The sequence below is a fragment of the Ancylobacter sp. FA202 genome, assembly GCF_000380205.1.
In the GTDB taxonomy this organism is placed as follows: Bacteria; Pseudomonadota; Alphaproteobacteria; order Rhizobiales; family Xanthobacteraceae; genus Ancylobacter.
This window is the reverse complement of sequence record NZ_KB904818.1, coordinates 1,475,319-1,499,115: the sequence shown is the minus strand read 5'-3', so window position 1 is coordinate 1,499,115 and position 23,797 is coordinate 1,475,319. Positions and strand designations below refer to the sequence as shown.

At 67.8% G+C, this 23,797-nt stretch carries 23 protein-coding genes; 9 read left to right on the top strand and 14 right to left on the bottom strand.

Annotated features, from left to right (window positions below; translation table 11 throughout):
* Window positions 1-109 precede the first annotated feature (109 nt).
* On the top strand, window positions 110-1,033 hold the full coding sequence (locus A3M1_RS0106795) for a LysR family transcriptional regulator (RefSeq protein WP_018388204.1): 924 nt from the start codon (window positions 110-112) through the stop codon (window positions 1,031-1,033).
* Window positions 1,034-1,048: 15 nt separating this feature from the next.
* Here the strand turns inward: A3M1_RS0106795 and A3M1_RS0106790 are convergent, their stop codons facing one another.
* A complete protein-coding gene (locus tag A3M1_RS0106790; protein WP_018388203.1) occupies window positions 1,049-1,483 on the bottom strand; it encodes a helix-turn-helix domain-containing protein in 435 nt (144 codons plus the stop codon).
* A gap of 80 nt (window positions 1,484-1,563) precedes the next feature.
* Here A3M1_RS0106790 and A3M1_RS0106785 point away from each other — a divergent pair, with 80 nt between their 5' ends.
* A complete protein-coding gene (locus tag A3M1_RS0106785) occupies window positions 1,564-3,834 on the top strand; it encodes a heavy metal translocating P-type ATPase (RefSeq protein WP_026221186.1) in 2,271 nt (756 codons plus the stop codon).
* A 122-nt stretch (window positions 3,835-3,956) separates the two neighbouring features.
* Here A3M1_RS0106785 and argH read toward each other — a convergent pair whose 3' ends face one another.
* On the bottom strand, window positions 3,957-5,339 hold the full coding sequence (argH, locus tag A3M1_RS0106780) for an argininosuccinate lyase (RefSeq protein WP_018388201.1): 1,383 nt from the start codon (window positions 5,337-5,339) through the stop codon (window positions 3,957-3,959).
* 27 nt (window positions 5,340-5,366) lie between these two features.
* Here argH and A3M1_RS0106775 point away from each other — a divergent pair, with 27 nt between their 5' ends.
* Window positions 5,367-6,179 (top strand): TlpA disulfide reductase family protein, encoded by an 813-nt coding sequence (locus A3M1_RS0106775; RefSeq protein ID WP_245261597.1) that lies wholly within the window; start codon window positions 5,367-5,369, stop codon window positions 6,177-6,179.
* A 4-nt stretch (window positions 6,180-6,183) separates the two neighbouring features.
* On the opposite strand, the gene A3M1_RS0106770 is transcribed toward A3M1_RS0106775, so the two are convergent.
* Window positions 6,184-7,044: a DMT family transporter gene (locus tag A3M1_RS0106770; protein ID WP_026221185.1), complete on the bottom strand. Its 861-nt coding sequence runs from the start codon at window positions 7,042-7,044 to the stop codon at window positions 6,184-6,186.
* Between the two features lie 121 nt (window positions 7,045-7,165).
* Here A3M1_RS0106770 and A3M1_RS0106765 point away from each other — a divergent pair, with 121 nt between their 5' ends.
* From A3M1_RS0106765 to A3M1_RS26875, 3 genes are all read left to right on the top strand, one after another.
* Window positions 7,166-8,602, top strand: a complete 1,437-nt coding sequence (locus A3M1_RS0106765) for a PLP-dependent aminotransferase family protein (RefSeq protein WP_018388198.1) — start codon at window positions 7,166-7,168, stop codon at window positions 8,600-8,602.
* Between the two features lie 79 nt (window positions 8,603-8,681).
* Window positions 8,682-9,644 (top strand): DMT family transporter, encoded by a 963-nt coding sequence (locus A3M1_RS0106760; RefSeq protein ID WP_018388197.1) that lies wholly within the window; start codon window positions 8,682-8,684, stop codon window positions 9,642-9,644.
* 126 nt (window positions 9,645-9,770) lie between these two features.
* Window positions 9,771-10,901, top strand: a complete 1,131-nt coding sequence (locus tag A3M1_RS26875; RefSeq protein ID WP_245261596.1) for a carboxypeptidase-like regulatory domain-containing protein — start codon at window positions 9,771-9,773, stop codon at window positions 10,899-10,901.
* A 27-nt stretch (window positions 10,902-10,928) separates the two neighbouring features.
* Here A3M1_RS26875 and A3M1_RS0106745 read toward each other — a convergent pair whose 3' ends face one another.
* The 10 genes from A3M1_RS0106745 to A3M1_RS0106695 all read right to left on the bottom strand — a co-directional run bounded on the left by A3M1_RS0106745 (window position 10,929) and on the right by A3M1_RS0106695 (window position 18,192).
* Entirely contained in the window at window positions 10,929-11,810 is an 882-nt protein-coding gene (locus tag A3M1_RS0106745) for a 3-hydroxybutyryl-CoA dehydrogenase (RefSeq protein WP_018388194.1), read from the bottom strand.
* A 47-nt stretch (window positions 11,811-11,857) separates the two neighbouring features.
* Window positions 11,858-12,814 (bottom strand): electron transfer flavoprotein subunit alpha/FixB family protein, encoded by a 957-nt coding sequence (locus tag A3M1_RS0106740; RefSeq protein WP_018388193.1) that lies wholly within the window; start codon window positions 12,812-12,814, stop codon window positions 11,858-11,860.
* Between the two features lie 2 nt (window positions 12,815-12,816).
* Window positions 12,817-13,566 carry an electron transfer flavoprotein subunit beta/FixA family protein gene (locus tag A3M1_RS0106735; RefSeq protein ID WP_018388192.1) on the bottom strand — a complete coding sequence of 250 codons (750 nt, stop codon included), beginning with the start codon at window positions 13,564-13,566 and terminating at the stop codon, window positions 12,817-12,819.
* A 207-nt stretch (window positions 13,567-13,773) separates the two neighbouring features.
* Window positions 13,774-14,493 (bottom strand): rhomboid family intramembrane serine protease, encoded by a 720-nt coding sequence (locus A3M1_RS0106730; RefSeq protein ID WP_018388191.1) that lies wholly within the window; start codon window positions 14,491-14,493, stop codon window positions 13,774-13,776.
* An 89-nt stretch (window positions 14,494-14,582) separates the two neighbouring features.
* Window positions 14,583-15,245 carry a glutathione S-transferase family protein gene (locus A3M1_RS0106720; RefSeq protein ID WP_018964172.1) on the bottom strand — a complete coding sequence of 221 codons (663 nt, stop codon included), beginning with the start codon at window positions 15,243-15,245 and terminating at the stop codon, window positions 14,583-14,585.
* On the bottom strand, window positions 15,242-15,847 hold the full coding sequence (locus A3M1_RS0106715) for a cob(I)yrinic acid a,c-diamide adenosyltransferase (RefSeq protein WP_018388189.1): 606 nt from the start codon (window positions 15,845-15,847) through the stop codon (window positions 15,242-15,244). The genes A3M1_RS0106720 and A3M1_RS0106715 overlap by 4 nt, the downstream gene beginning before the upstream one ends.
* A 10-nt stretch (window positions 15,848-15,857) precedes the next feature.
* The gene (locus A3M1_RS0106710; RefSeq protein WP_018388188.1) at window positions 15,858-16,061 is read right to left on the bottom strand and encodes a twin transmembrane helix small protein; all 204 of its coding nucleotides are present in this window, start codon (window positions 16,059-16,061) and stop codon (window positions 15,858-15,860) included.
* 45 nt (window positions 16,062-16,106) lie between these two features.
* Window positions 16,107-16,583 carry a TspO/MBR family protein gene (locus tag A3M1_RS0106705; protein WP_018388187.1) on the bottom strand — a complete coding sequence of 159 codons (477 nt, stop codon included), beginning with the start codon at window positions 16,581-16,583 and terminating at the stop codon, window positions 16,107-16,109.
* A gap of 201 nt (window positions 16,584-16,784) precedes the next feature.
* A complete protein-coding gene (locus A3M1_RS0106700) occupies window positions 16,785-17,243 on the bottom strand; it encodes a host attachment protein (protein ID WP_018388186.1) in 459 nt (152 codons plus the stop codon).
* Between the two features lie 115 nt (window positions 17,244-17,358).
* Window positions 17,359-18,192, bottom strand: a complete 834-nt coding sequence (locus A3M1_RS0106695) for a YihY/virulence factor BrkB family protein (protein ID WP_018388185.1) — start codon at window positions 18,190-18,192, stop codon at window positions 17,359-17,361.
* Window positions 18,193-18,501: 309 nt separating this feature from the next.
* On the opposite strand from A3M1_RS0106695, the gene A3M1_RS0106690 reads away from it, so the two are divergent.
* The 3 genes from A3M1_RS0106690 (at window position 18,502) to A3M1_RS0106680 (ending at window position 22,584) form a co-directional block, all read left to right on the top strand.
* Window positions 18,502-19,743, top strand: a complete 1,242-nt coding sequence (locus A3M1_RS0106690) for a glutamate-5-semialdehyde dehydrogenase (RefSeq protein WP_371258779.1) — start codon at window positions 18,502-18,504, stop codon at window positions 19,741-19,743.
* A gap of 47 nt (window positions 19,744-19,790) precedes the next feature.
* Entirely contained in the window at window positions 19,791-20,417 is a 627-nt protein-coding gene (locus tag A3M1_RS0106685; protein WP_018388183.1) for a nicotinate-nucleotide adenylyltransferase, read from the top strand.
* Between the two features lie 196 nt (window positions 20,418-20,613).
* The gene (locus tag A3M1_RS0106680) at window positions 20,614-22,584 is read left to right on the top strand and encodes a hypothetical protein (RefSeq protein WP_245261595.1); all 1,971 of its coding nucleotides are present in this window, start codon (window positions 20,614-20,616) and stop codon (window positions 22,582-22,584) included.
* Window positions 22,585-22,606: 22 nt separating this feature from the next.
* Here the strand turns inward: A3M1_RS0106680 and A3M1_RS0106675 are convergent, their stop codons facing one another.
* Window positions 22,607-23,746 (bottom strand): BMP family ABC transporter substrate-binding protein, encoded by a 1,140-nt coding sequence (locus A3M1_RS0106675; protein WP_018388181.1) that lies wholly within the window; start codon window positions 23,744-23,746, stop codon window positions 22,607-22,609.
* Window positions 23,747-23,797: the final 51 nt, after the last annotated feature.

Below are 23,797 nucleotides of genomic sequence, written 5' to 3'. Positions count from 1 at the left end.
CTCCCTCTGGTTTTCCTGCCTGCGGTTGTGCTTGTCGAAAGTCGTCACTTCAACGACGATGTTTTCGCATCCGTTGTGCGGCTGCGCACATTGCGCTAGGCAGGGTGCCATGGATTGGGACCATCTGCGCATCTTTCTCGCGGTCGCCCGCGCCGGCCAGATGCTGGCGGCGGCGCGCCAGCTCGGGTTGGACCACGCCACCGTCGGCCGCCGGCTTGGCGCGCTGGAAGCGAGCCTCGGCTCCAAGCTTCTGGAACGCCGCACCACCGGCAGCGAGCTGACCCCCGCCGGCGAACGCCTGCTCGCCCATGCCGAGCGCATCGAGACCGAGATGCTGCAGGCGCAGGCGGCGCTGGGCAATGTCGATCTCGCGCTGGCCGGGGCGGTGCGGATCGGCGCGCCGGATGGTTTCGGCACCTATTTCCTCGCCCCGCGCCTCGGCCGGCTGGCGGAGGAGCATCCCGGCCTCTCGATCCAGCTCGCTCCCCTGCCGCGCAGCTTCTCGCTGCCCAAGCGCGAGGTGGATATCGCGGTCACGCTGCAGCGGCCGAGCGAGGGGCGGCTGGTGGCGCGCAAGCTCACCGACTACACGCTCGGCGTCTATGCCTCGCGGGTCTATCTCGCCCGCACCGGCCCGGTGGAGAGCCTGCGCGATGTCGCCGGGCGGCTGCTGGTCACCTATGTGCCCGATCTCGTCTATTCTCCGGCGCTCGACTATTTCGAGGTGTTTCGCGAAGTGGAGGCCCGCCGGCTGGAATGCGCCAGCGTCGTTGGCCAGATGGAGGCGGTGCGGGCGGGCGGTGGCATCGGCATCCTGCACGACTATGCCGCGTTGGAGCACCCCGAACTGGTGCGGGTGCTGCCCGAGCTGAACTTCCGCCGAGCCTATTGGCTGGTGACGCATGCCGACATCCGCGACCTCAGGCGCATCCGCACGGTGGAGGACTTCATCGCTGGGGCGGTGCGCGAGGCGCGGGCGGGCTTCACCCAGGAGCCGGCAGCGCGCGACGAGGCGCGCCTGGCGCAGGCCTGAGCGGCGCCCGAGAGATCAAGCGCGCCCGCCCTCATGATGCGTGCATTCGCCATGGTCGGCGAGGATCTCAATCACCCGGCAGCTGGCGACATGGCCGTGCGAGCAGCCCTCGACCATGCGCGCCAGCTCTTCACGCAGCGCCGTGAGGCTGGCGATACGCCGCTCCACCGTGATGAGGTGGTCGCGTGCGATGGCGTCGGCGGCGGCGCAGGATTGGTCGGGCTCGTCCTGCAATTGCAACAGGGTGCGGATGGCGTCGATCTCGAAGCCGAGCTCGCGGGCATGGCGGATGAAGGCCAGCCGGCGCAGGTCCTGCGCACCATAGGCGCGGCGCCCGCCCTCGGTGCGCGGGGGTGCGGGGAGCAGGCCGATCTCTTCGTAATAGCGGATGGTCGGTACCTTCACGCCGCTGTCCCGCGCCGCCTCGCCAATGGTAAAAGTACCCGTCATTTCACGCTTGCTCCTCTAGTCGCTAGAGGAGCTAGGGTCTGCCTGCCGCCGACGCAAGGGCGAGCGCAGGAGAGATGATCATGCTGGCGACCAAGACCCGCTACCGTATCGAGGGCATGGACTGCGCGTCCTGCGCCTTGAAGATCGAGACGGCGGTGCGGCGCCTCGATGGCGTCGCCGACGTGTCGGTCGCGGTGGCGGCGGGGACGATGACGGTGACCCATGACGGCGCCGACCTTGTGCTCGTGGAGAAGCGGGTGGCCGGCCTCGGCTACGGCATATTCGCTCTGCCGGCCACGACGAAAGCCGCGACCGGTGCCCCCGCAGCGCCGGCGTACGCCCATGACCATGCGCACGCGCATGGCCCCGGCTGCGGCCACGATCATGATCATTCGCATGAAGGTAACGACCACAAGCGTCACGATCACCACGCGGCAGCGGTCGTAGCGGCGCCGTCGAGCGCAAATGACCACGCGCATCTCGCCGGCGACGGTCCGTGGTGGACCAGCGGTAAGGCGCGGCTCGCCCTCGTCTGCGGCGCAGCGCTGGCGGCCGCCTACGGGCTCGGCCATTTCTACCCTGTCCTCGACCCCTGGATCTTCATCGCCGCCCTGTCGCTCGGCCTCATCCCGATCGCCCGCCGGGCGGTGATGGCGGGGCTCGCCGGCACGCCCTTCTCCATCGAGACGCTGATGACCATCGCCGCCATCGGCGCGGTGATCATCGGCGCTTCCGAGGAGGCGGCGGCCGTGGTGTTCCTGTTCCTTGTCGGCGAATTGTTGGAAGGCGTCGCCGCCGGGAGGGCGCGCAACTCCATCCGCGCCCTCACCGCGCTGGTGCCGAAGACCGCGCGCCTCATCGCGAACGGGGGGACGCGCGAGGTGCCGGCGGAAAGCCTCACTATCGGCGACGTCATCCTCGTGCGCCCCGGCGAGCGCATTCCCGCCGATGGTGCGGTGCTCGAGGGTGCCGGCTCGGTGAACGAGGCGCCGGTGACGGGGGAGAGTGTGCCGGTGGCCAAACAGGCCGGTGACGCCGTCTTCGCCGGCACGGTGAACGGGGAAGCCGCGCTCACCCTGCGCGCCACCACCGCGCCGTCCGACAACACCATCGCCCGTGTCGTGCGGCTAGTGGAGGAGGCGCAGGAGAGCAAGGCGCCGACCGAGCGCTTCATCGACCGCTTCGCGCGCTGGTACACGCCGCTGGTGGTGGTGGTCGCGGCGCTGGTCGCCGTCGTGCCGCCGCTCGCCTTCGGGGCGGGCTGGGACGAATGGATCTACAAGGGCCTTGCGCTGCTGCTGATCGGCTGCCCCTGCGCGCTGGTCATCTCCACCCCCGCCGCAATCGCCGCCGGTCTGGCGGTGGGCGCGCGGCGCGGCCTGCTGATCAAGGGTGGGGCGGTGCTGGAGGCGCTGTGCACCATCAATGCCGTGGCCTTCGACAAGACCGGCACGCTGACCGAGGGCAAGCCCGTGGTCACCGACATCGTGACCTTCGCCGGCGACGAGGCCGGCCTGCTGGCATGGGCGGCCGCGCTGGAATCCGGCTCCACCCATCCGCTCGCCAACGCCATCCTTGCGGCGGCGGAAGCGCGTGGTCTCGCCATCCCGCCCGTGCGCGAGGCGGCGGCGCTCGGAGGCGAGGGGGTGAGCGGCACGGTGGACGGCGCGGTGCTGTTCCTCGGCTCGCCGAAGGCGGCAGGCGCGCGCGCTGGTCTCGACGCCGAGCAGGAGGCGACGATCCGTGCGCTCAACGCCGCTGGCAAGACGGTGGCGGTGCTGCTGGCGGACGGGCGGGCGCAAGGGCTGATCGCCCTGCGCGACGAGCCGCGTGCGGACGCGCGGGCCGGGCTCGATGCGCTCAAATCCGCTGGCATCCGCACGCTGATGCTGACCGGTGACAATGAGCGGACGGCGCGGGCGATCGGCGCCGACCTCGGCATCGAGGTCCGCGCCGGGCTGATGCCGGCCGATAAGCAGCGCATCATCGGCGAGCTTCAGCGCGAGGGGCTGAAGGTCGCCAAGGTGGGCGATGGCATCAATGACGCGCCGGCGCTCGCCGCTGCCAATGTCGGCATCGCCATGGGCGGCGGTACCGATGTGGCGCTGGAGACGGCGGACGCCGCCGTTCTGCATGGCCGGGTGGGCGATGTCGCAGCGATGATTGCGCTGTCGCAGGCGACGATGCGCAACATCCACCAGAACATCACGCTGGCGCTGGGGCTGAAGGCGGTGTTCCTCGTCACCACCCTCATCGGCCTCACCGGCCTCTGGCCCGCGATCCTCGCCGATACCGGCGCCACCGTGCTGGTGACGGCCAACGCCTTGCGATTGCTGGGGCGGAAGGCGTAACGCCGATCGAAAAGGGCAACGTCATCCCCGGGCTTGGCCCGGGGATCCATGACTTTGAAGGCGGAGGCAAAGCAAGGCTTGGATGGCCGGGCCAAGCCCGGCCATGACGGAAGACGGCCGGCTTATTTCGCCAACTGCTTCAGCCAGCGCCTGGCCTGGGTACGCACATTCTTCGGCGCGGTGCCGCCATAGGAGACGCGGCTCGCCACCGACTTCGACACCGAGAGCACGCCGAAAACCTCCTGCGTGATGCGCGGTTCCACCGATTGCATCTCGGCCAGCGTCAGCTTGTGCAGCGGGGCGTCCTTGGCGGAGGCCAGCGCGACGATGCGGCCGGTGACGTGGTGCGCCTCGCGGAAGGGCAGGCCGAGCACCCGCACCAGCCAGTCGGCGAGATCGGTGGCGGTGGAATAGCCGGAACCGGCCGCCGCCTTCATCCGCTTCTCGTCCGGGACCATGTCGCGGACCATGCCGCTGGTGGCGGCAATCATCAGCGAGAGGGTGGAGAGAGCATCGAACGTGCCTTCCTTGTCCTCCTGCATGTCCTTCGCGTAGGCCAGGGCGAGACCCTTCATCACCATCAGCAAGCCATTGAAAGCACCGGCAATTCGGCCGATCTTGGCCCGCACCAGCTCGGCGGCGTCCGGGTTGCGCTTCTGCGGCATGATCGAGGAGCCGGAGGTGAAGCGGTCGGAGAGCTTCATCAGCCCCACCAGCGGGGAGGTCCAGATCACGATCTCCTCGGCAAAGCGGGAGAGATGCATCGCCGCGATGGACGCCGCCGCCAGCGTCTCCAGCACGAAGTCGCGGTCGGAGACGGAATCGAGCGAATTCGCCGTCGGCCGGTCGAAGCCGAGCGCGCCGGCGGTGGCGAAGCGGTCGATCGGGAACGAGGTGCCGGCCAGCGCGGCAGCGCCCAGCGGGCACTCGTTGAGCCGCGCGCGGGCGTCGCGGAAGCGGCCGCGATCGCGCCCGAGCATCTCGACATAGGCCAGCAGATGGTGGCCGAAGGTCACGGGCTGGGCGGTCTGCAGATGGGTGAAGCCGGGCATCACCGTGCCGGAATGGAGCAGCGCCTTCTCGGCAAGTGCCTGCTGCAGATCGCGAATCTGCGCGTCGAGCGTGTCGATCGTGTCGCGGACATAGAGGCGAAAATCGGTCGCCACCTGGTCGTTGCGCGATCTCGCGGTGTGGAGGCGGCCGGCGGGGGCGCCGAGTAGCGTGGCGAGGCGGGATTCCACGTTCATGTGGATGTCTTCCAGCGCCCGCTGGAAGGTGAAATCGCCGGCTTCGATCTCTGACAGGATCGTGTCTAGACCGGCGGCGATCTTTTCGGCATCAGCCTTGTCGATGATCCCCTGCGCCGCCAGCATCGAGGCATGCGCCTTCGATCCCGCAATGTCCTGCGCATACAGGCGCTGGTCGAAACCGATGGAGGCGTTTATCTCCTCCATGATCGCATCGGGCCCGGTCTCGAAGCGGCCGCCCCACATCTTGTTGCTCATGTTAGACTTTTCTCCGCGAGGACGGCCATGACCGAACGACCTGAGGACGCAGGCGGACCCGAAACAGAGGGCTCGCCGCGCCGCACGGGACGCTTCGCCCTCCTTCTGGCGGCCGCCGTGGTGGCGGGCGCCGTCGCCGGGCTGGCAGGCGTATACGGGATAGGGGGCGGGCCGCGCAATGTCGTTGCCACGGGGCCGGCCACCGGGCCCGCGTCCCCGCCCTTGCCGGCCGTGGCCGGTGTGGCCAGTCAGGCCAGTGGGGTGGACGATCAGTGCAGTGTGGCCAGCGCGGCCGGCAAGCGCCTCGCCGCCCTCGCCACCGGGGAACTCGCCGCCTTCGCCCCGACGGAGAAGCCGACCCGGATTCCCGACCTCGCCTTCCTCGCCCCCGACGGCCAGCCGACCCGGCTGTCGCAGGTGGGCGGCGACGGGCTGAAGCTGGTCAACATCTGGGCGACCTGGTGCGTGCCCTGTCGCAAGGAGATGCCGGCGCTCGACGAGCTGCAGGCGACGCTCGGCAGCAAGGGCGGCGATGGCGCGCCGGGCTTCGAGGTGATCACGGTCAATATCGACACCCGCGACCCGGCCAAGCCGAAGACCTTCTTCACGGAGACCGGGCTGACGCACCTCGCGCTCTACACCGACCCGAAGGCACAGGCCTTCCAGGATCTGCGCGTGGTCGGGCGCGGCTTCGGCCTGCCCACCACCATGCTGATCGATGCGCAGGGCTGCGAGCTCGGCCATATCGCCGGCCCGGCCGAATGGGCGAGCCCGGACGCGGTGGCGCTGGTGAAGGCGGCGCTGGCCGACAAGGGGCTGGCGGCGACGGCGGCGCCCTGAGGGCTCACGCGAACCGCTTGGCGGCGGCGACGCACAGCACGATGAAGCCGGTGACGGCCACCATCGCCATGGGCACGGGTTCGTCGAGCAGCAGTCCCGCCAGTAGCAGGCCGAAAAAGGGCTGGAGCAGCTGCAGCTGCCCGACCTTGGCGATGCCGCCCAGCACCAGGCCGCGATACCAGAACACGAAGCCGACCAGCATGCTGAAGACCGAGACATAGGCGAGGCCCAGCCAGGCCGGGGCGCCGATGCCGTGCCATGTCGGGGGCTGGGTGGCGAGGGCGATCGGCGCCATGACGGGAAGCGCCAGCGCCAGCGCCCAGCAGATCACCTGCCAGCCGCCCAGCCGGCGGGAGAGCACCGCGCCTTCCGCATAGCCCAGCCCGCAAATGATGACCGCCGCCACCATCAGCCCGTCACCCACCAGCGAGCCCGCACCGCTTTGCGAGAGGGCGAAGCCGACCACCGACAGGCTGCCCAGCGCTGAGAAGATCCAGAACCCCAGCCTTGGCCGTTCGCCGCCGCGCAGCACGCCGAAGGTCGCGGTGGCCAGCGGCAGAAGGCCGATGAAGACGATGGAATGGGCCGAGGTGACGTGCTGGAGCGCCAGCGCCGTCAGCAGCGGAAAGCCGACCACCACCCCGACCGCGACAATCAGCAGCGAGAAAAGGTCGGAGGCGGCCGGGCGGGGCTGGCGCAGCGCCACCAGCAGCGCCCCGCCGAGCAGCGCGGCGATCACCGCGCGGGCGCTGGTGAGGAAGACCGGCTCGAATCCGCCGACCGCGACCCGCGTGGCGGGCAGCGAGCCGCTGAAAATGAGCACGCCGACAAGGCCGCTGCCCCATCCTTTTGATGTCTGTTCCATCGGCCCGCCCGCGTGAATGAGCGGCATCCATAGCGGCTGCGGCCTTGGCCGGGACAGTTACACCCCGTACAATCCATAGCGAACTGTAGGCCTTTTGGAGCCATACAGTTGGGGTGACGCGATGGCCAAGAATGCGACCCGAACCGGGCAGGTGATGGCGGCGATCCTCGACCAGATCGCCCGCCGCACCTTGGCGCCGGGCGACAAGCTGCCCTCGATCCGTCGCGCCGCCGCAAGCCTCAAGGTGTCGCCCTCGACGGTGGTGGAAGCCTATGACCGGCTGGTGGCGGAGGGGGTTGTGCACGCGCGGCCGGGGTCGGGCTTCTATGTCGCGTCCGGGATGGCGTCTCCGGCCGTCAACGAGCTGCAGCCGAGGGCGGACCGCGCCATCGATCCGCTCTGGGTCTCGCGCCAGTCGCTGGATGCCGCTACGCAGACGCTGAAGCCGGGATGCGGCTGGCTGCCGCCGGACTGGATGCCCGGCGCGATCCTCCGGCGGGCGCTGCGCGGCCTCGCCCGCGCCGATGACGCCCTGCTGGCCAATTATGGCGGCACAAGGGGGCTGCTGCCGCTGCGGCAGTTTCTGGCCCGCCGCTGCGCCAGCGAGGGGCTGGACCTCAGCCCGGACCAGGTGCTGCTGACCTCGTCCGGCACGCAGGCGATCGACCTCATCTGCCGGTTTCTGCTGCGGCCCGGCGACACCGTGCTGGTCGACGATCCCTGCTATTTCAATTTTCAGGCGCTGCTGCGCGCCCATCAGGCCCGGATCGTCAGCGTGCCCTATACGCCGGCCGGGCCCGACATGGCGCGCTTCGCCGAGATCCTGACCGAGCATCGGCCGCGGCTCTACATCACCACTTGCGGCCTGCACAACCCGACCGGCGCGACGATGTCGGCGCCGACCGTGCACAAGGTGCTCACCCTCGCCTCGGCCCACGGGCTGGTCATCGTGGAGGACGACATCTTCGCCGAGTTCGAGCCCGAGCCCTCGCCGCGGCTGGCGGCGTTTGACGGCCTCGTCAACGTCATCCGCATCGGCAGCTTTTCCAAGACGCTGTCGGCTTCCGTCCGCTGCGGCTATATCGCGACGCGGCCGGACTGGATCGAGGCGCTGGTCGATCTGCAGGTGGCGACGCAGTTTGGCGGGGCAAGCCCGCTCGCCTCCCAGCTGGTGTTCGACAGCCTGATGGACAGCTCCTATCGCCGGCACCTGGCGGCGCTGCGGGGGCGGCTTTCCCGCGCCCGGCGCGACACGCAAGCCCGGCTGGCGGCGCTGGGCTTTCGAACGTGGGTGACGCCGCGCGGCGGCTTCTATCTCTGGTGCCAGCTGCCCGATGGCCGCGACGCGGCCCGCCTGGCACAGTTCGCGCTTGGCGAGGGCGTGATCCTGGCGCCGGGCAATGTCTTCAGTCCGGCGCAGCAGGCCACCGACTTCATGCGCTTCAATGTCACCCAGATGGACGATCCCCGCGTCTATGCCGTGCTCAAGGCCGGGCTGGGCGCGGAGGGGCCCCGCCGCCTGCCGCCCGCAACGGACGACCCGCCTCTCCTCTCCTGAGGGGGGCGCCGGCGAAATCGGGTGGCGCGCAACCCTGGGAAGGACTAAAAGGCGGCACCCACCTGCAGGAGCGTGCCCCATGTCCGCGTCGAGCCCCGTCCACCGCACCGGGCTCGCCACGGCGCTCGCCGGGCCGCTGCCGATGGCGCCTTCCGACTGGGCGGCGCTGGCGCTGCTCGGGGTGATCTGGGGCGGTTCCTTCTTCTTCGGCAAGGTGGCGATCGCCGAGATTCCCCCGCTGACCATGGTGCTGACGCGGGTGGCCATAGGCGCGCTGGCGCTGTGGGTGATCGCCCGGGCGCGCGGCATCCACATGCCGATGAACCGGCGGCTGGCGGGCGAGTTCCTGCTGCTGGCGGTGATCGCCAACATCATTCCGTTCGGGCTGATCGCCTGGTCGCAGCAGCATCTGCCGAGCGGGCTGTCCTCCATCCTCAACGCGGCGACGCCGCTGTTCACCGTGCTGGTGGCGCAGGCCTTCACCCATGACGAGAAGTTCACCGTCGGCAAGCTGGCCGGGGTGAGCCTCGGCTTTCTCGGCGTGGCCGTGATGATGGGGCCGGCGCTGCTCGGCCAGCTCGGCGGGCACGAACTGCCGGCGCAGCTCGCCGCCCTCGGGGCGACGGTGTCCTATGGCTTCGCGGCGGTCTATTCCCGGCGCTTCCGCCATCTGCCGCCGCTCGGCATCGCCATGGCGCAGCTGGCGACCTCCAGCCTGCTGCTGCTGCCGGCGGTGGCGCTGATCGACCAGCCGTGGAACCTGCCGGCGCCCTCAACGCCTGTTATCGGCGCGCTGCTCGGCCTCGGCGTGCTCTCCACCGGGCTCGCCTATATCCTGTATTTCCGCATCGTCGGCCGCAATGGCGCGACCAATATCTCGCTGGTGACGTTCCTGGTGCCGGTGAGCGCGATCCTGCTCGGCGCGCTGGTGCTGGGCGAGGCGCTGGAGCCGCGCGAATTCGCCGGCTTCGCCATCATCGCGCTGGGGCTGGCCGCGATCGACGGAAGGCCGGCGCGGTGGGTGCGGGGCAGGATAGGGTAGGGGGCCCGTTACCGCTTGCGGAGGGCATCCGCCTCCTTCGAGGCCCGCCGGTGCCGATGCAACTTTAAATAGGACGAAGAGAGGCACTATAGTACGCTCACCTGCGTTTACGAAGGGGGGCTGAGCATGTCGACCGCCTTATTCAATCTGCATGATGTCCGGGAAATAATAGACGCGGTTAAAACCCCCCTTGGGCTAGCTGCTCTAGCCTTGGCTGTTATGGCTATCTCCTTTGCAGCTATAATTTCAGCCCGCAGACAGAATAAGGTGGTGCAGGATATATCTAAATATTGCTTTATAATTGGTCTTGTATTTGGAGTTTTGTCAATAAGTTCGTATGTATACGAAAAAATAAACCCTGATTACGTAAAGATAAGTGGTCTCGTCGTAGACCAAAAAACGGGTGGCGCTGTTGATTTTGCCAACGTTTCCATTGTTGGAGGTCCCCAGCGGGACGCTGACGGGGGTAAGTTCGAGTTTTTGCTTCCTCGTGCTGAGTTTGCAAACGGGGTCGATATTCATGTAAGCGATACGGCATATGTGTCGCAATCGGTTCGTCTGAACGAGGGCGACGCGAAAGCGCTCGTCATTCGTCTGGAACCTAAGCTGAACGAGAAGTCGATCATCGACCGTATCGACTTCATAAACGTCGGACACTGGATCGGTCTTCCGTTTATATTTATTGATTTAAAATTCTACAATAAAAATGATCAATCTATTAAAATCTCGAGCATATCTATTTCAGTAAAATCAGCAAACTCAAATAATAATATAAAAGATCTAGGTTATCCGAAGCAGGTAGCGATTCAGCCACCTCAAGCAGGTCCTGAAATCAGGTTGCGAATGAACGCTCAGATCGCGCTTCAGGCATCTTTTTTCCAGCCAAGTGACGAGTTTTTGCTTTTTGCCACGCAGGTGAATGACTGGGTTTTGCGGCATCCGGTTCCGCTTGATGCCCAAAGGGAGACTGACAGGATATCGCCCAGCTTAACCGCAGCTCTGCAGGCTTCCGCCAGGAAGAACTTCTTTTGGATGGAAGGCGATTATGTCCTCGCATTGAAGTTCACCTGCGACGACAAAGACAGAGCTTATCAGATAAAATTCAGTCTTACCAAAGAACAGATCGGTCGTATGAAGGGTAACGTGCCGTTCTATCGATATGGATTTGGCGTTCTGGACACTATGATCTTCGCAGCGCCCGCGCCAGATAGCGGTATAGTGCGTGTCGACAACGTGGTTTTTGAAGAAGCGCAATAACCCTGAGGTGCACGCACCAATTCACCTCTACCTTGTCGGCACCGGCTTTTCGCCGCGATAATCGTAGAAGCCGCGCTGGGTCTTACGCCCGAGCCAGCCGGCCTCGACATATTTCACCAGCAGCGGGCAGGGGCGGTATTTGGAATCGGCCAGACCCTCATGCAGCACCTGCATGATCGACAGGCAGGTATCCAGCCCGATGAAATCGGCCAGCTGCAGCGGGCCCATCGGGTGGTTGGCGCCCAGCCGCATGGCGGTGTCGATGGCGTCCACCGAGCCGACGCCCTCATAGAGCGTGTAGATCGCCTCGTTGATCATCGGCAGCAGGATGCGGTTGACCATGAAGGCGGGGAAATCCTCCGCCACCGCATAGGTCTTGCCCAGCCTTGTGATGAAGCCCTTGGACAGCTCGAAGGTCTCGTCCTCGGTGGCAATGCCGCGCACCAGCTCCACCAGCTGCATCAGCGGCACCGGATTCATGAAGTGAATGCCGATGAAGCGCTCCGGCCGGTCGGTGGAGGCGGCCAGCCGGGTGATGGAGATGGAGGAGGTGTTGGTGGCGAGGATCGCCTCCGGCTTCAGGAACGGGCAGATGGAGGAGAAGATACGGCGCTTGATCTCTTCCTTTTCCACGGCCGCCTCGATGACGAGGTCAACCTCGGCGAGGTCGGCCGCCTGGTCGGTGCCGTGGATGCGGGAAAGCGCCGCCTTCTTCTCGTCCTCGGCATAGAGGCCCTTGGAAACCTGCCGGGCCATGTTGCCATTGATGGTGGCGAGGCCGGACTTGATGCGGTCCGCCTCAAGGTCGTTCAGCACCACGTCATAGCCGGCGAGCGCGCACACATGCGCGATGCCATTGCCCATCTGGCCGGCGCCGATGATGCCGATGCGCTTGATCTCGAAAGCCATTGCCACGTCCGTTCTGCCCCTGCGGAGGGCGGCAGTATAGTGTCCCGTCAGGCTTTTGCCTTAGCTATTTCAGCCTGCAGCGCCGGCACGATCTCGAACAGGTCGCCGACCAGCCCGTAATCCGCCACCTGGAAGATCGGCGCGTCCTCGTCCTTGTTGATGGCGACGATGACCTTGGAATCCTTCATGCCGGCGAGGTGCTGGATGGCGCCCGATATGCCGAGCGCGACATAGAGGTCGGGCGCCACCACCTTGCCGGTCTGGCCGACCTGCCAGTCATTCGGGGCGTAGCCGGCATCGACCGCCGCGCGCGAGGCGCCCACCGCCGCGCCGAGCGCATCGGCCAGCGGCTCGACAATGGCGTGGAAGTTCTCGGCTGAGCCGAGCGCCCGGCCGCCGGAGACGATGATGCGGGCGGCGGACAGGTCCGGGCGGGCGCTGGCGGCGATTTCCTCGCCGAGGAAGCTGGCGCCGCCGGCGGGCGCGGCGTCCTCAACCGCGCGGATCGGCGCGGCATTGCCCTCGCCGGCAGCGGCGAAGGAGGCGGTGCGGATGGTGAGCACCTTGGTGGCGTCGGTGGCGCGCACCCGCTGCAGGGCGTTGCCGGCATAGATCGGCCGGTCGAACGTATCGGGCGCGACCACCGCGATCACGTCGGAGACCTGCATCACGTCGATCAGCGCGGCGATGCGCGGCATCACGCTCTTGCCGAAGGCGGTGGAGGGGGCGATGAGCGCGCCATAGGCCGGGGCCAGCGCGACGCCGAGCGCGGCGACCGGCTCGGCGAGGCGGTGGGCATAGGCGGGGCCGTCGGCGAGCAGGACTTCCGCCACGCCGTCGAGCTTGGCGGCGGCCTCGGCCGCAGCGCGGGCGTTCTCGCCGGCGACAAGCACATGCACCGGGGCGCCGAGCGCCTTGGCGGCGGTGAGCGCGCGGGCCGTCACCGGGTTGAGGCTGGCATCGTCATGTTCGGCGAGCAGCAGGGTGGGAAGGGTGTCGGCCATGGTCAGAGCACTCCCGCCGTCTTGAGATGGCCGACCAGCTCGGCGGCGGAGGCCAGCTTGATGCCGCCGGTGCGGCCCGAGGGCTCGGAGGTGGAGAGGATTTGCAGCCGGGGGGCGAGGTCGACGCCCAGCTCGGCGGCGCTCTTTTCCTCGATCGGCTTCTTCTTCGCCTTCATGATGTTGGGCAGCGAGGCGTAGCGCGGCTCGTTGAGGCGCAGATCGGTGGTCAGCACGGCGGGCAAAGCGAGGCGCAGCGTCTGCAGCCCGCCATCGATCTCGCGGGTCACGTCCACCGCGCCCTCGCCGACGACGACCTTGGAGGCGAAGGTCGCCTGCGGCCAGCCCAGCAGGGCGGCGAGCATCTGGCCGGTCTGGTTGCAGTCATCGTCGATCGCCTGCTTGCCGAGGATGACCAGCGACGGCCCCTCGGTGGCAATGATCGCCTTCAGCAGCTTGGCGACGGTGAGCGGCTCGATGCCGGCCTCCTCGGTCTTCACCCAGATGCCGCGATCGGCGCCCATGGCCAGCGCGGTGCGGATGGTCTCGTCGGTCTTCACCGGGCCGATGGAGACGGCGATGACCTCGGTGGCCTTGCCCGCCTCTTTGAGGCGCAGCGCCTCTTCGACCGCGATCTCGTCGAACGGGTTCATCGACATCTTGATATTGGCCAGTTCGACGCCGGAGCCGTCGGCCTTGACCCGAATCTTGACGTTGTAGTCGACCACCCGCTTCACGGGCACGAGGATCTTCATCACCTGTCTCCCCCGGCAGGGCAGCGACCCCGCCTCTGGCAGCCATCGGCGCCGGCGGCGCCGCCTGCCAGGGCCGCGCGGAAAGCCGGAAGAGGGGGCTTGGGGGCGGGAATCTGGGGGGAGCGGGAGCAGCCGGCGAAAAGCGCCGGCAAACTAGGATTCGGCCCCGGCACTGTCAACGCCGCGCGCGGCGTGCGCGGGCCTCGATTACACCGGCGGGCGCCCGTCCGGCGTGCCGTCGCGCGTCATCACCCACAGCGGCACGCCCGGGCGGCGCAGGAAGACGATGAGCACCGCGCCGGCGGCGAGCCCGGCGACATGCGCCCACCACGCGGTTTCCTCGTCGCCGGACTGGAACAGGCTCCACAGCTGGAAGCCGATCCACGCGCCCAGCGGCCAGATCGCCGGCACACGCAGCGGCACGCGCAGGAACATCAGCACCCAGATCCGCACATTGGGGTGCAGCATGAGATAGGCGCCGACGAGCCCCGATATCCCCGCTGAAGCGCCGACCAGAGGCGACGCCGAATCAGGCACGGCGAGGGAATGGGCCAGCCCGCCGGCGATGCCGCACAGCACATAGAACAGCAGGAAGCGGGCATGGCCGAGCGCGTCCTCGACATTGTCGCCGAACACCCAGAGGAAGGCCATGTTGCCGGCCAGATGCAGCCAGCCGCCATGCAGGAACATGTAGGTGACGAGGGTCAGCTCGGCCGGCACGCGCACATATTCCTGCGGCAGCACGGCGGCATGCGTGACCACGGCGGGAATGGCGCCGAAGCCGAAGGCGGAGGGAATGTCGAGCTCGGCGCGGTAGCCATGCTGCAGCAGCACGAAAACCAGCACATTCACCGCGATCAGCGCCCAGGTGACATAGGCGTGGGTGATGCCCTCCAGCGGGTTGTCGTCGTTGAAGGGGATCAGCATGGAGCTACAGCGAATCTCGGAAAGGGCGCGGCGCGCGACGCGCCACGACAATGCCGCGCCGCGCGCGAAAACGCCACCGCGCCGGTGGCTTACGCGGCGCAGAGGCCGAGCTGGTTCAGGGACGGGCGCGCCGCCATGCGGGCCCACCACGCGGCGAGGCCGGGGTGGGCGGCGAGGAGTTCCGCCCCTTCCGGTGCCTGCCTGACATAATCGACCATCGGCGCGAGATAGAGATCGGCGAGGCTAAGCTCATTGCCGGCAAGGTACGGCGCCCCGGCCATCAGCGCCGCGATGGCGGCCAGACACTGGCGGGCCTCGGCGAGCGCGCCCACGAGGCGGGCCTCATCGCTCGGCACGCCCTGCGCGGGCTTTTCCACCCGCTCGACATAGACCCCCCAGACCAGCGCCCGATAGGCATAGGAATCGGCGATGCTGATGATCTGGTTGGCGCGGGCCCGGGCCCGCACTTCGGCGGGAAGCAGGGGAGCGCCGGCGAAGGCCTCGTCGACATAGCGGGTGATGGCGCCGGTCTCGTAGAGACGGAAGCCGTCATGCTCGAACGCCGGAATCCGGCCGAAGGGGTGGCGCTCGCCATAGGAGGGCGGCAGCCCCTCCGGCGCGAAGGGATCGACCGGCACCAGATCGTGGTCGACGCCCTTTTCCGCCAGCGTCAGGCGGACGATGCGGACATAGACGCTGTCCGGCGTGCCGAAGACGCAGGGCCGCGCGGCCGGGCCGTCCGGGGCGGTCACTCCCGCCCCGCTGCCGGCACCCACAAGACGTCACCCGGCTCGCCCTCGCCCGCCGCGCGGGCATTGGCAAGGCGGCTCATGACGAAGAGCAGGTCGGAGAGGCGGTTGAGATATTTCACCGCCTCCGGGGTGACGAATTCGCCCAGCGTGGCGGAAAGCTCCACCGCCATGCGCTCGGCGCGCCGGCACACGGTGCGGGCGACATGCAGATGCGCCGCCGCCGGGGTGCCGGCCGGCAGCACGAAGGAGCGCAGCGGCTTGAGGTTGGCGTTCAGCGCGTCGATGTCGCGCTCCAGCTTGTCGACCTGCGCGGCGACGATGCGCAGCGGGGTGTAGCCGAGGTCTTCGCCCGTCTCCGGCGTGGCGAGGTCGGCGCCGAGGTCGAACAGGTCGTTCTGGATGCGGGCCAGCATCGCTTCCATGTCGGCCAGCGCCGGCTCGGCGCCGGTGTGCAGCCGGGCGACGCCGATCACCGCATTGGTCTCGTCCACCGTGCCATAGGCGGCGACGCGCAGATCATATTTCGGCCGCCGCTCGCCGGTGCCGAGCGCGGTGGTGCCATCGTCGCCGGTGCGGGTGTAGATGCGGTTGAGGACGACCATGAAAACCCTCTCAGCCCTGGTTCATCAGGATGATGGTGAGCAGCACGAAGCACAGCGCCACCGCCTGCAGCAGCACGCGCCACTGCATCAGCTTCTGCGAGCGCGCCGGCGGGCCGCCGCGCGCCATGTTGGCGAGGCCGAGCACCAGCACCAGCGCCACCGAGCCGAGGGCGATGGGCAGGACGATGAATTTGGCGATGGTGACAAGGTCCATCAGGGTCTCCGGCAGTGCCCGGGCGGCCGCGTCACGCGGGGCCGCTCAATTCAGGACGACAATGGCAGCGTTCAGCGTGATGGCATAGGACACCCAGGCGAGATAGGGAACCAGCAGCCACGCGGCGATGCGGTCGATCCGCAGGCAGGCCCAGATGGTGGCGGCGATGGCGAGCCACAGCGCCAGCACCACGACCAGCGCCGCGCCCGGCGCCTCCAGCCCGAAGAACACCGGCGACCAGATGGCGTTGAGCGCCAGCTGCGCCAGCCACAGGCCGATGGCGCGGCGGCGCGCGGACGAGGGCGCGTGCAATTGCCACAGCCGCCAGAGCGCCACCGCCATCAGCACATAGAGCGTGGTCCAGGCGATGGGGAAGGCGGCGGGTGGCGGGGTCCAGGACGGCTTCACCAGCCCGGCATACCAGGTGGGAATCTGCGGCGTGGTGACGAGCGAGCCGAGCGCCCCGACGCCAAGGCAGAGGCCGACCGCGACGACAAGGCGGAAGAAGGAGAGGGTTTTCATCGGGGCACCTTCAGGGCTCGTGGGCCTTTCTGGCCGGCGGCAGGCGGGCGATCCGCGTCGCAGGGCAATACGGGCGGGAGGCGCATCGGTTCACCGGCACGGCAGCGCGCACAGCACCGCCCCGACGCAAAACCCCGCCGCCGGGCGGGCCGGCGGCGGGGAGAAGGTAATCTTCTTTTTCCCTGCGGGGAAACCGGCGGCTCAGGCGGCCAGATGTTTCTCGATCTCGTGGATCGGCAGCTTGACCATGTCGCGGTCCACCTCGGCGGCAAGGATGTCCTGCACGCCCTTGGACAGATGCGGGCGCAGCGCGCCGAGCGAGCGCGGGGCGGCGACGATGACCAGCGACTTCACCTCGCCCGCCGTCACCGCGGCGTCCAGCCGGGCGGCGAGCTGACGCATGAAGGCGCGCTCGCCCTCTTCCTGCCAGTCGGTCGGCTCCACCGAGGAGCGCGCCGAGCCCACCGACTGGTGCACCCGGCCGGGCTGGTCGGTGCCCTGCTCGCGGGTGGGCGGGTTGTCCTGCTCATGCACCTCGTGGGACCGCAGGTTCGGGAAGAGGGCGTCGCCCTTGTTGCACAGGATCAGCGCCTTGCGCCCGTCGCAGACGACGACCCACGCGCCTTCCTCGATTTTCATCTTGTCGTAGCTGGTGCTCATGCGAGCCTCCTTGCCATCTCGAACCCAATACGCCATTGGGCGCCCGGAACGCGCCCGGGCGCCTTGACGAGGGTCAAGCGATGGGAGAGCGGGGAGGTTCCGCCGAGAGGTCGCCCTAGAGCCGCCCTTCGCGGGCGCGGCGGATCGCGGCGTTGAGTTCGCCGCCATACACGAAGATCGAGGCGGTGGTGTAGAGGAAGACCAGCGCGATCATCACCGAGGCGAGGCCGGCATAGGTGGTGACATAATTGCCGGCGAATTCCGCGAGATAGCGGCCGAAGGCGGCGCCAGCGGCTAGCCACAGGCCGAGCGTCACCAAGATGCCGGGCGCCACATCGGCCAGGGAGCGTCGTCCCGCCGGCAGCCACATATGCGCCACGACAAGCGCGACGATCAGGATCGCCGAGGTCGCGGCATAGCGCAGGAAGGTGATAACCCAGCCGAACGGTTCCAGCGCCGGTACATAGCGCACGGCGGCGAGCCACAGCACCGGGCCGAGCACGACCAGGAAGGACAGCGCCAGCAGGCCGGCGGCGCCAACCACGACATAGCCGATGGATTCGAGGCGCAGCCAGTACCAGGAGCGCGCCTCGCGCATGCCATAGGCGCGGTTGAGGCCGATGCGCAGGCTCTCAATGCCGTTGGAGGAGAAGTAGATCGCCAGCACCACACCGATGGTCAGCACGTCGGTGCGGACCTGGGTCAAGACGTTGCGGATTTCGCGGCCGATCGGGTCGGCCACCTGCGCCGGCCACGCCTCCAGCATCAGCTGCACCGTCTCGTCGGCGAGGTTCTTGAAATCGAAGAACGCCGCCAGCGCGGTGACGAAGATGAGGAAGGGGAAAAGCGACATCAGCGCGGAAAGCGCGATGTGGCTGGCAATCGCCCAGCCATCATCCTCGACGAAGCGCCAGAAGGCGTCCCAGGCAATGTCGAAGGCGCGAAACAAGGGCGGCGGTCTCCTCGCGGAAGCGCCTCAGCGGGCGGGCATGTGGGCGTGACATCGGATGCCCGGGGGCAAATGGCAAGTCGCAAATGCGATTCACGCCGGCGCGTCCTGGTAAAGAGCGCGGCACTTGCCATTTCGCTTTGGTGCCGGAAGCCCCGGCTGTGCTAGACAGGGCGCCCGCTTTAACCACCCCCGAAAAAACTGATGGGTGACGTCATGACCGCCTCCTCCGCCCTGCGCGACGCTTCCGCCACCGAGACCACTCTCGGCGCGCCGGCGCCGCGTGTTCCGGCGGATGTGCACGCGGTGATGGCCGCTATCGGCCAGCGCGCCCGCGCCGCCGCCCGCGCGCTGGCGCTCGCCCCGGCGCAGGCGAAGGCCGACGGGTTAATGGCGGCCGCCCGCGCCATCCGGGCCCCCCCCCCCGCCATTCTCGCCGCCAATGAAGACGACCTCGCCGCCGCCCGCGCGGCGGGCATGAGCGCGGCGCTGCAGGACCGGCTGGTGCTGAACGAAGGCCGGCTGGAGGCCATTGCCGGCGCGGTGGAGGAGATCGCCGCGCTGCCCGACCCGGTGGGGCAGGTGACGGAAAGCTGGGAGCGGCCGAACGGGCTGCGCCTGGAGCGGGTGCGCACCCCGCTCGGCGTCATCGGCGTGATCTATGAGAGCCGGCCCAATGTGACGGCCGATGCCGGCAGCCTGTGCCTGAAGGCCGGCAATGCAGTGATCCTGCGCGGCGGCTCGGACAGTTTCCATTCCTCCCGCGCCATCCATGCCGCCATGGTGGAAGGGCTCATCAGCGCCGGCCTTCCCGCCGACGCGATCCAGCTGGTGCCGACCCGCGACCGCGCGGCGGTGGGCGAACTGCTCGCCGGGCTCGGCGGCAATCTCGACGTGATCGTGCCGCGCGGCGGCAAAAGCCTCGTCGCCCGCGTGCAGGCGGAGGCGCGGGTACCGGTCTTCGCCCATCTGGAAGGGCTGGTGCACATCTATGTCGACAAGGGCGCCGACCTCGGCAAGGCGCTGTCCATCGTCAAGAACGCCAAGCTGCGCCGCACCAGCGTGTGCGGGGCGGCCGAAACCCTGCTGGTGGACCGGGCCGACGCCGCCCGCCTGCTCGCCCCGCTCGTCACCATGCTGCTCGATGAGGGCTGCGCGGTGCGCGGCGACGCCGACACCCAGGCGGCGGATACGCGGGTGAGCGCGGCAACGGAAGAGGACTGGCGCACCGAATATCTCGACGCCGTGATCTCGGTGAAGCTGGTGGACGGGGTGGGCGCCGCCATCGACCATATCGAGACCTATGGCTCGCACCACACCGACGCCATCCTGACCGAGGACGCAGAGGTGGCCGAGCGGTTCCTGAGTGAGGTCGATTCCGCCATCGTGGTGCACAACGCCTCGACCCAGTTCGCCGATGGCGGCGAGTTCGGCTTCGGCGGCGAGATCGGCATCGCCACGGGCCGCATGCATGCGCGCGGCCCGGTGGGTGCCGAGCAGCTGACCTCGTTCAAATACCGCGTGCGCGGCACCGGCCAGATCCGGCCGTGAGCGAGAGCGACGACGCTCCTCCTCTCCCCATCGGGGAGAGGGTTGGGGTGAGGGGCCTTGGCGCCGCCCCGGCGACGCCCTTCGCCCGCATCCCCCCGCTCGCGCCGGGCATGCGGATCGGGCTCTATGGCGGCAGCTTCAACCCGGCGCATGAGGCGCACCGCGCCGCCAGCCTGCTGGCGCTGAAAAAGCTGCGGCTCGACCGGGTGTGGTGGCTGGTGACGCCCGGCAACCCCTTGAAGGACAACCGCGCGCTGCCCCCCTTGGCCGAGCGGCTGGCACAGGCGCGCGCGGTGGCGGACCATCCGGCGCTGCTGCCGACCGGGCTGGAGGCGGGGCTCGGCACCCGCTACAGCTTCGACACGGTGGCGGCGCTGGTGCGGCGCTTTCCCCGGGTGCATTTCGTCTGGCTGATGGGGGCGGACAACCTCGCCACCTTCCACCGCTGGCAGCACTGGCGCGACATCGCGGCTCTGGTGCCCTTCGCCGTGATCGACCGGCCCGGCTGCACCTTCCCCGCCATGGCCGGCCCCGCCGCCGCCGCGCTGGCCCGCTGGCGGGTGCCGGAGATTGAGGCCGCCGCGCTCGCCACCATGCGCCCGCCGGCCTGGGTGTTCCTGCACGGGCTGAAATCGCCGCTGTCCTCGACCCGGATCAGGCAGGCCGGCGGGTGAGCGCGCGGCTGGGCGACACCGGCCGGCTGGCGATATCCGATCCGCGTGCGAGGCAAGCTATCGGCGCGGGCTCCCGGTTTTTGCTCTCACGCATTTTCGTCACGTGAACCGGAGTCCCCGTCGCTCGAAAATGCGCCCGACATCGTAATCTGGCGGTCATCATGGCATCCTTTGGTTGTGTGCTGGAGGCCGTGTCGTGACTGCTCAAATGGTCGGCTACATAATTGGCCTTCTGTCCATCAATGCCGTCTTGACCTGGTTCAGCTTCGTGTGTCTGCGGGGCATTATTTCCCCCTACCTGGCGGCTCTTGTGTCGTCCGGTCTGGTTCTGGCCGTCAGATCCCTGACCTACCAGGGAGATTTCATCGAAGGGCTGGTTCTTTACGCCGCGCCTCAAGCGGCCTGTCTGGTCCTTCTGTTGCTGCATGCGCGCCGCACGGCCGTGAGGCAGCGGCTCGCCTTGCCGGCGCCAGTCGCAAGCGCCGAGTCCGATCCGGACGGCGACGCCGAAACGGCGCTTTCGGCGCCGGTGCTGGCGCTGGCGTCTCGGCACGATGCGACGGCCGGCGACGCCAATCCGGTCGCCGCCGACCCGGCGCCCGCCGCGAAAGCCGTTCGAAGCTGGAATATCCTGGGCAATTACTGGCGGGGATACTATTCGCTCGGCGTTACCTATTGGGTGTTCGGCGCGGCCATTTTCGCGGCTGTATTCGCAGTAACCGTTGCGATCACGGTTTTTATTCAAATTAATCAGGGATATTATCCATATGTGATATTTGGGTACTTTGTCTATTTCTGGATATTCCTGCTGTTCGTGACGATCTGGCAATATGTCGGTGTGTGGCGCTCGGCCAATAACAACATCGCCAAGAGGACGTCGGTCGGCAAGAAAGCGGTGTGGGCCAATCTTGCGAAGCTCAGCATCGTATTTGGGACGTTTTTTACCGTCGTTTTGTTTATTGAGAGCGGTTTTCCGCAGCTCAAGGAAGGCTATTCCGTTGCCTTTCGCGGAGACCCGACGATACCGGATTACGGCTTGCGGATCATGCGCAACGGCACCGAAGTCGAAATCACCGGCGGATTCAAATTCGGCCTGACAGACGACTTCCTGACGATTCTGAAGGCGTCGCCACAGATCAAGGTCGTTCACCTGAACAGCATTGGCGGCCGCATCGGGGAAGGTATCCGATTAAGCAAGGCCATCAGGGAGGCCGGGCTGCAGACCTATGTATCCAACCTCTGTGCCTCGGCCTGCACCGTTGCCTTCGCAGGAGGGACGGAACGCTGGATGGTGCCGAAAGCGGTGCTCGGATTCCACGGGCCGGCCTTCCCGGGCATGTCGATCAGCGAGCTTGAATCGGTCAGCCGTCAGCAATCGGCGCTCATGGTTGCGTTCGGCTATGATAAGGCGTTTGTGGAAAAGGCGGTCGCCATACCCAGCGATGATGTATGGAAGCCGACCCTTGCGGAACTGCAGGCGGCCCATGTTGTTACCGACGTTTCAGATGGATCCGACTTTGCGTTGTCGGGACTTGGTCAGAACCTGACCGATGCATCCTTCGTCGACTACATAACGGGGAGTGCGCCTATTCTCGATCGGCTGAAACAGCATGACCCCGATGAATTCGAGGTGGTGGTGGAAGCGTATCACCAGAATTACATCGATGGTGGAACGCTCGATGATGCCAATGATGTACTCAAATTCTACTCGTTTGACGCGGTTGTGAATCATGTGATGTCGGCAGACGACGCCGCTCTGGTCGATTTGGGGCGTCTTCTGATTGATGAACTAAAGATACTTCAAGGCCGGAACGTGCGGCAATGCGCGACATTTGGCGCGAGCGGCGGCGCCCATTTTCGCATCCAGTACGCGCTCCCCTCCGCCACTCTCAAAGAATATCAAGCGATCGGGGCGCGCCTTGTGGAGACGGCGACGGAGCGTCCCGCAGATGATGAGGCTGCGGTCGCGCGGATGCTTGCGCGCACCATCGACCAGATGCGCCCGCGCTACACGCCGGAACAGATCTCCCTGCTGAAGGCGAATGACCCGAACCGCGAGCAGGCGGCGGATTTCTGCGCGGCTGTGATCGGGCTCTATCAGGCCATCGTGGAAGCCCCCCAGACGGAGGCCGCCGCGATGCTGCGTTCGGCGATGGGCGGCGAGTGATGCGACTGGCGCGCGCCGCGCCTCACGGGAGCGTGCCGATGACGCCCTGGAGGAGATAGTCGGTGCGCTGCAGCTCGTCGGCATAGGGGCCATAGCTGGTGCCCGCCCCCAGCACCTGCCGGCCCTTATTGTCGAAGAGCGGGCCGGTGAAGATCGGCTCCCCGCGCGTCATCGCCGCGATGGCGCCCTCTGCCGCCGCGATCGCCGGCGCGGTGGCCCCGGCGCCGAACGGGCTGGAGCGGACAAGGCCGGTGTCGTAGCCGCCCACAGTGAATTTCGGCAGCGCCTCGCCGCGCGCGACGCCCTGGGCGAAGCCCGCGAACAGGCCGGCCCAGTGATAATCCGCGCCGGTGATGTAGCCCTTGGGCGCCAGCGGGTTCTGGTCGACCGCGTGGCCGCAGCTCTTCACCCCGCGCGCCTCCGCCGTCTCGATGGCGACCTTCGGCGCGTCAAGATGGCAGGTGATGACATCGCAGCCGGCATCGACCAGCGCATTGGTGGCGGCCGCGTCATGCGCCTCGTCCTCCCAGCCGCCGGTGAACAGCAGCCGCACGCTGGCGTTCGGGTTGCTGGCGCGGGCGCCGAGCAGGAACGAGTTCACGTTGAGCAGCACCGGGGCGAAGGGCAGGCCGGCGACGAAGCCGAGCGAGTTGCTGGCGGTGCACAGCCCGGCGGCGACGCCGTTGACATAATGCCCCTGGTTGATCAGCGCGTTCTGGCTGCCGAGATTGGCCGGGGTGGCGGCGTTGGCCAGCGCCGAGGCCTGGCGGAACCTCACCGCGGGGTGCCGCTGCGCCGCCGCGACCAGAAACGGGTCGTGACCGAAGGAGGTAGAGATGACCAGCCGCGCGCCCTGCGCCACCAGCGCGTCGAGCGCCTGCGCATAGGCGCGGGTCTCGGCATCGTCGCGGCCGCTGTCGTAATCGGTGCTCTCGGGCAGATAGCCGGCCTCGATCACCGTGACGCCGGCGGCCTGCAGCGCCGCCCCGGCGGCGGCGAAGGACTGGTTCCACCCCCAATCCTGCCACGGGCCGATGGCGATGAGCCCGACGGTGAGCGCCTGGGTGGATGCCTGCGCCCGCGCGATGGCCGGCACAAGCGGCACCAGACCCGAGAGGGCCAGGCCCTTCAGCAGATGGCGGCGGGTGGGCAGGCCGTGCATGGGGCGCATCCGGGGCAGGGGCGGGCTCTGGCGCGCGATCCGATCAGATGA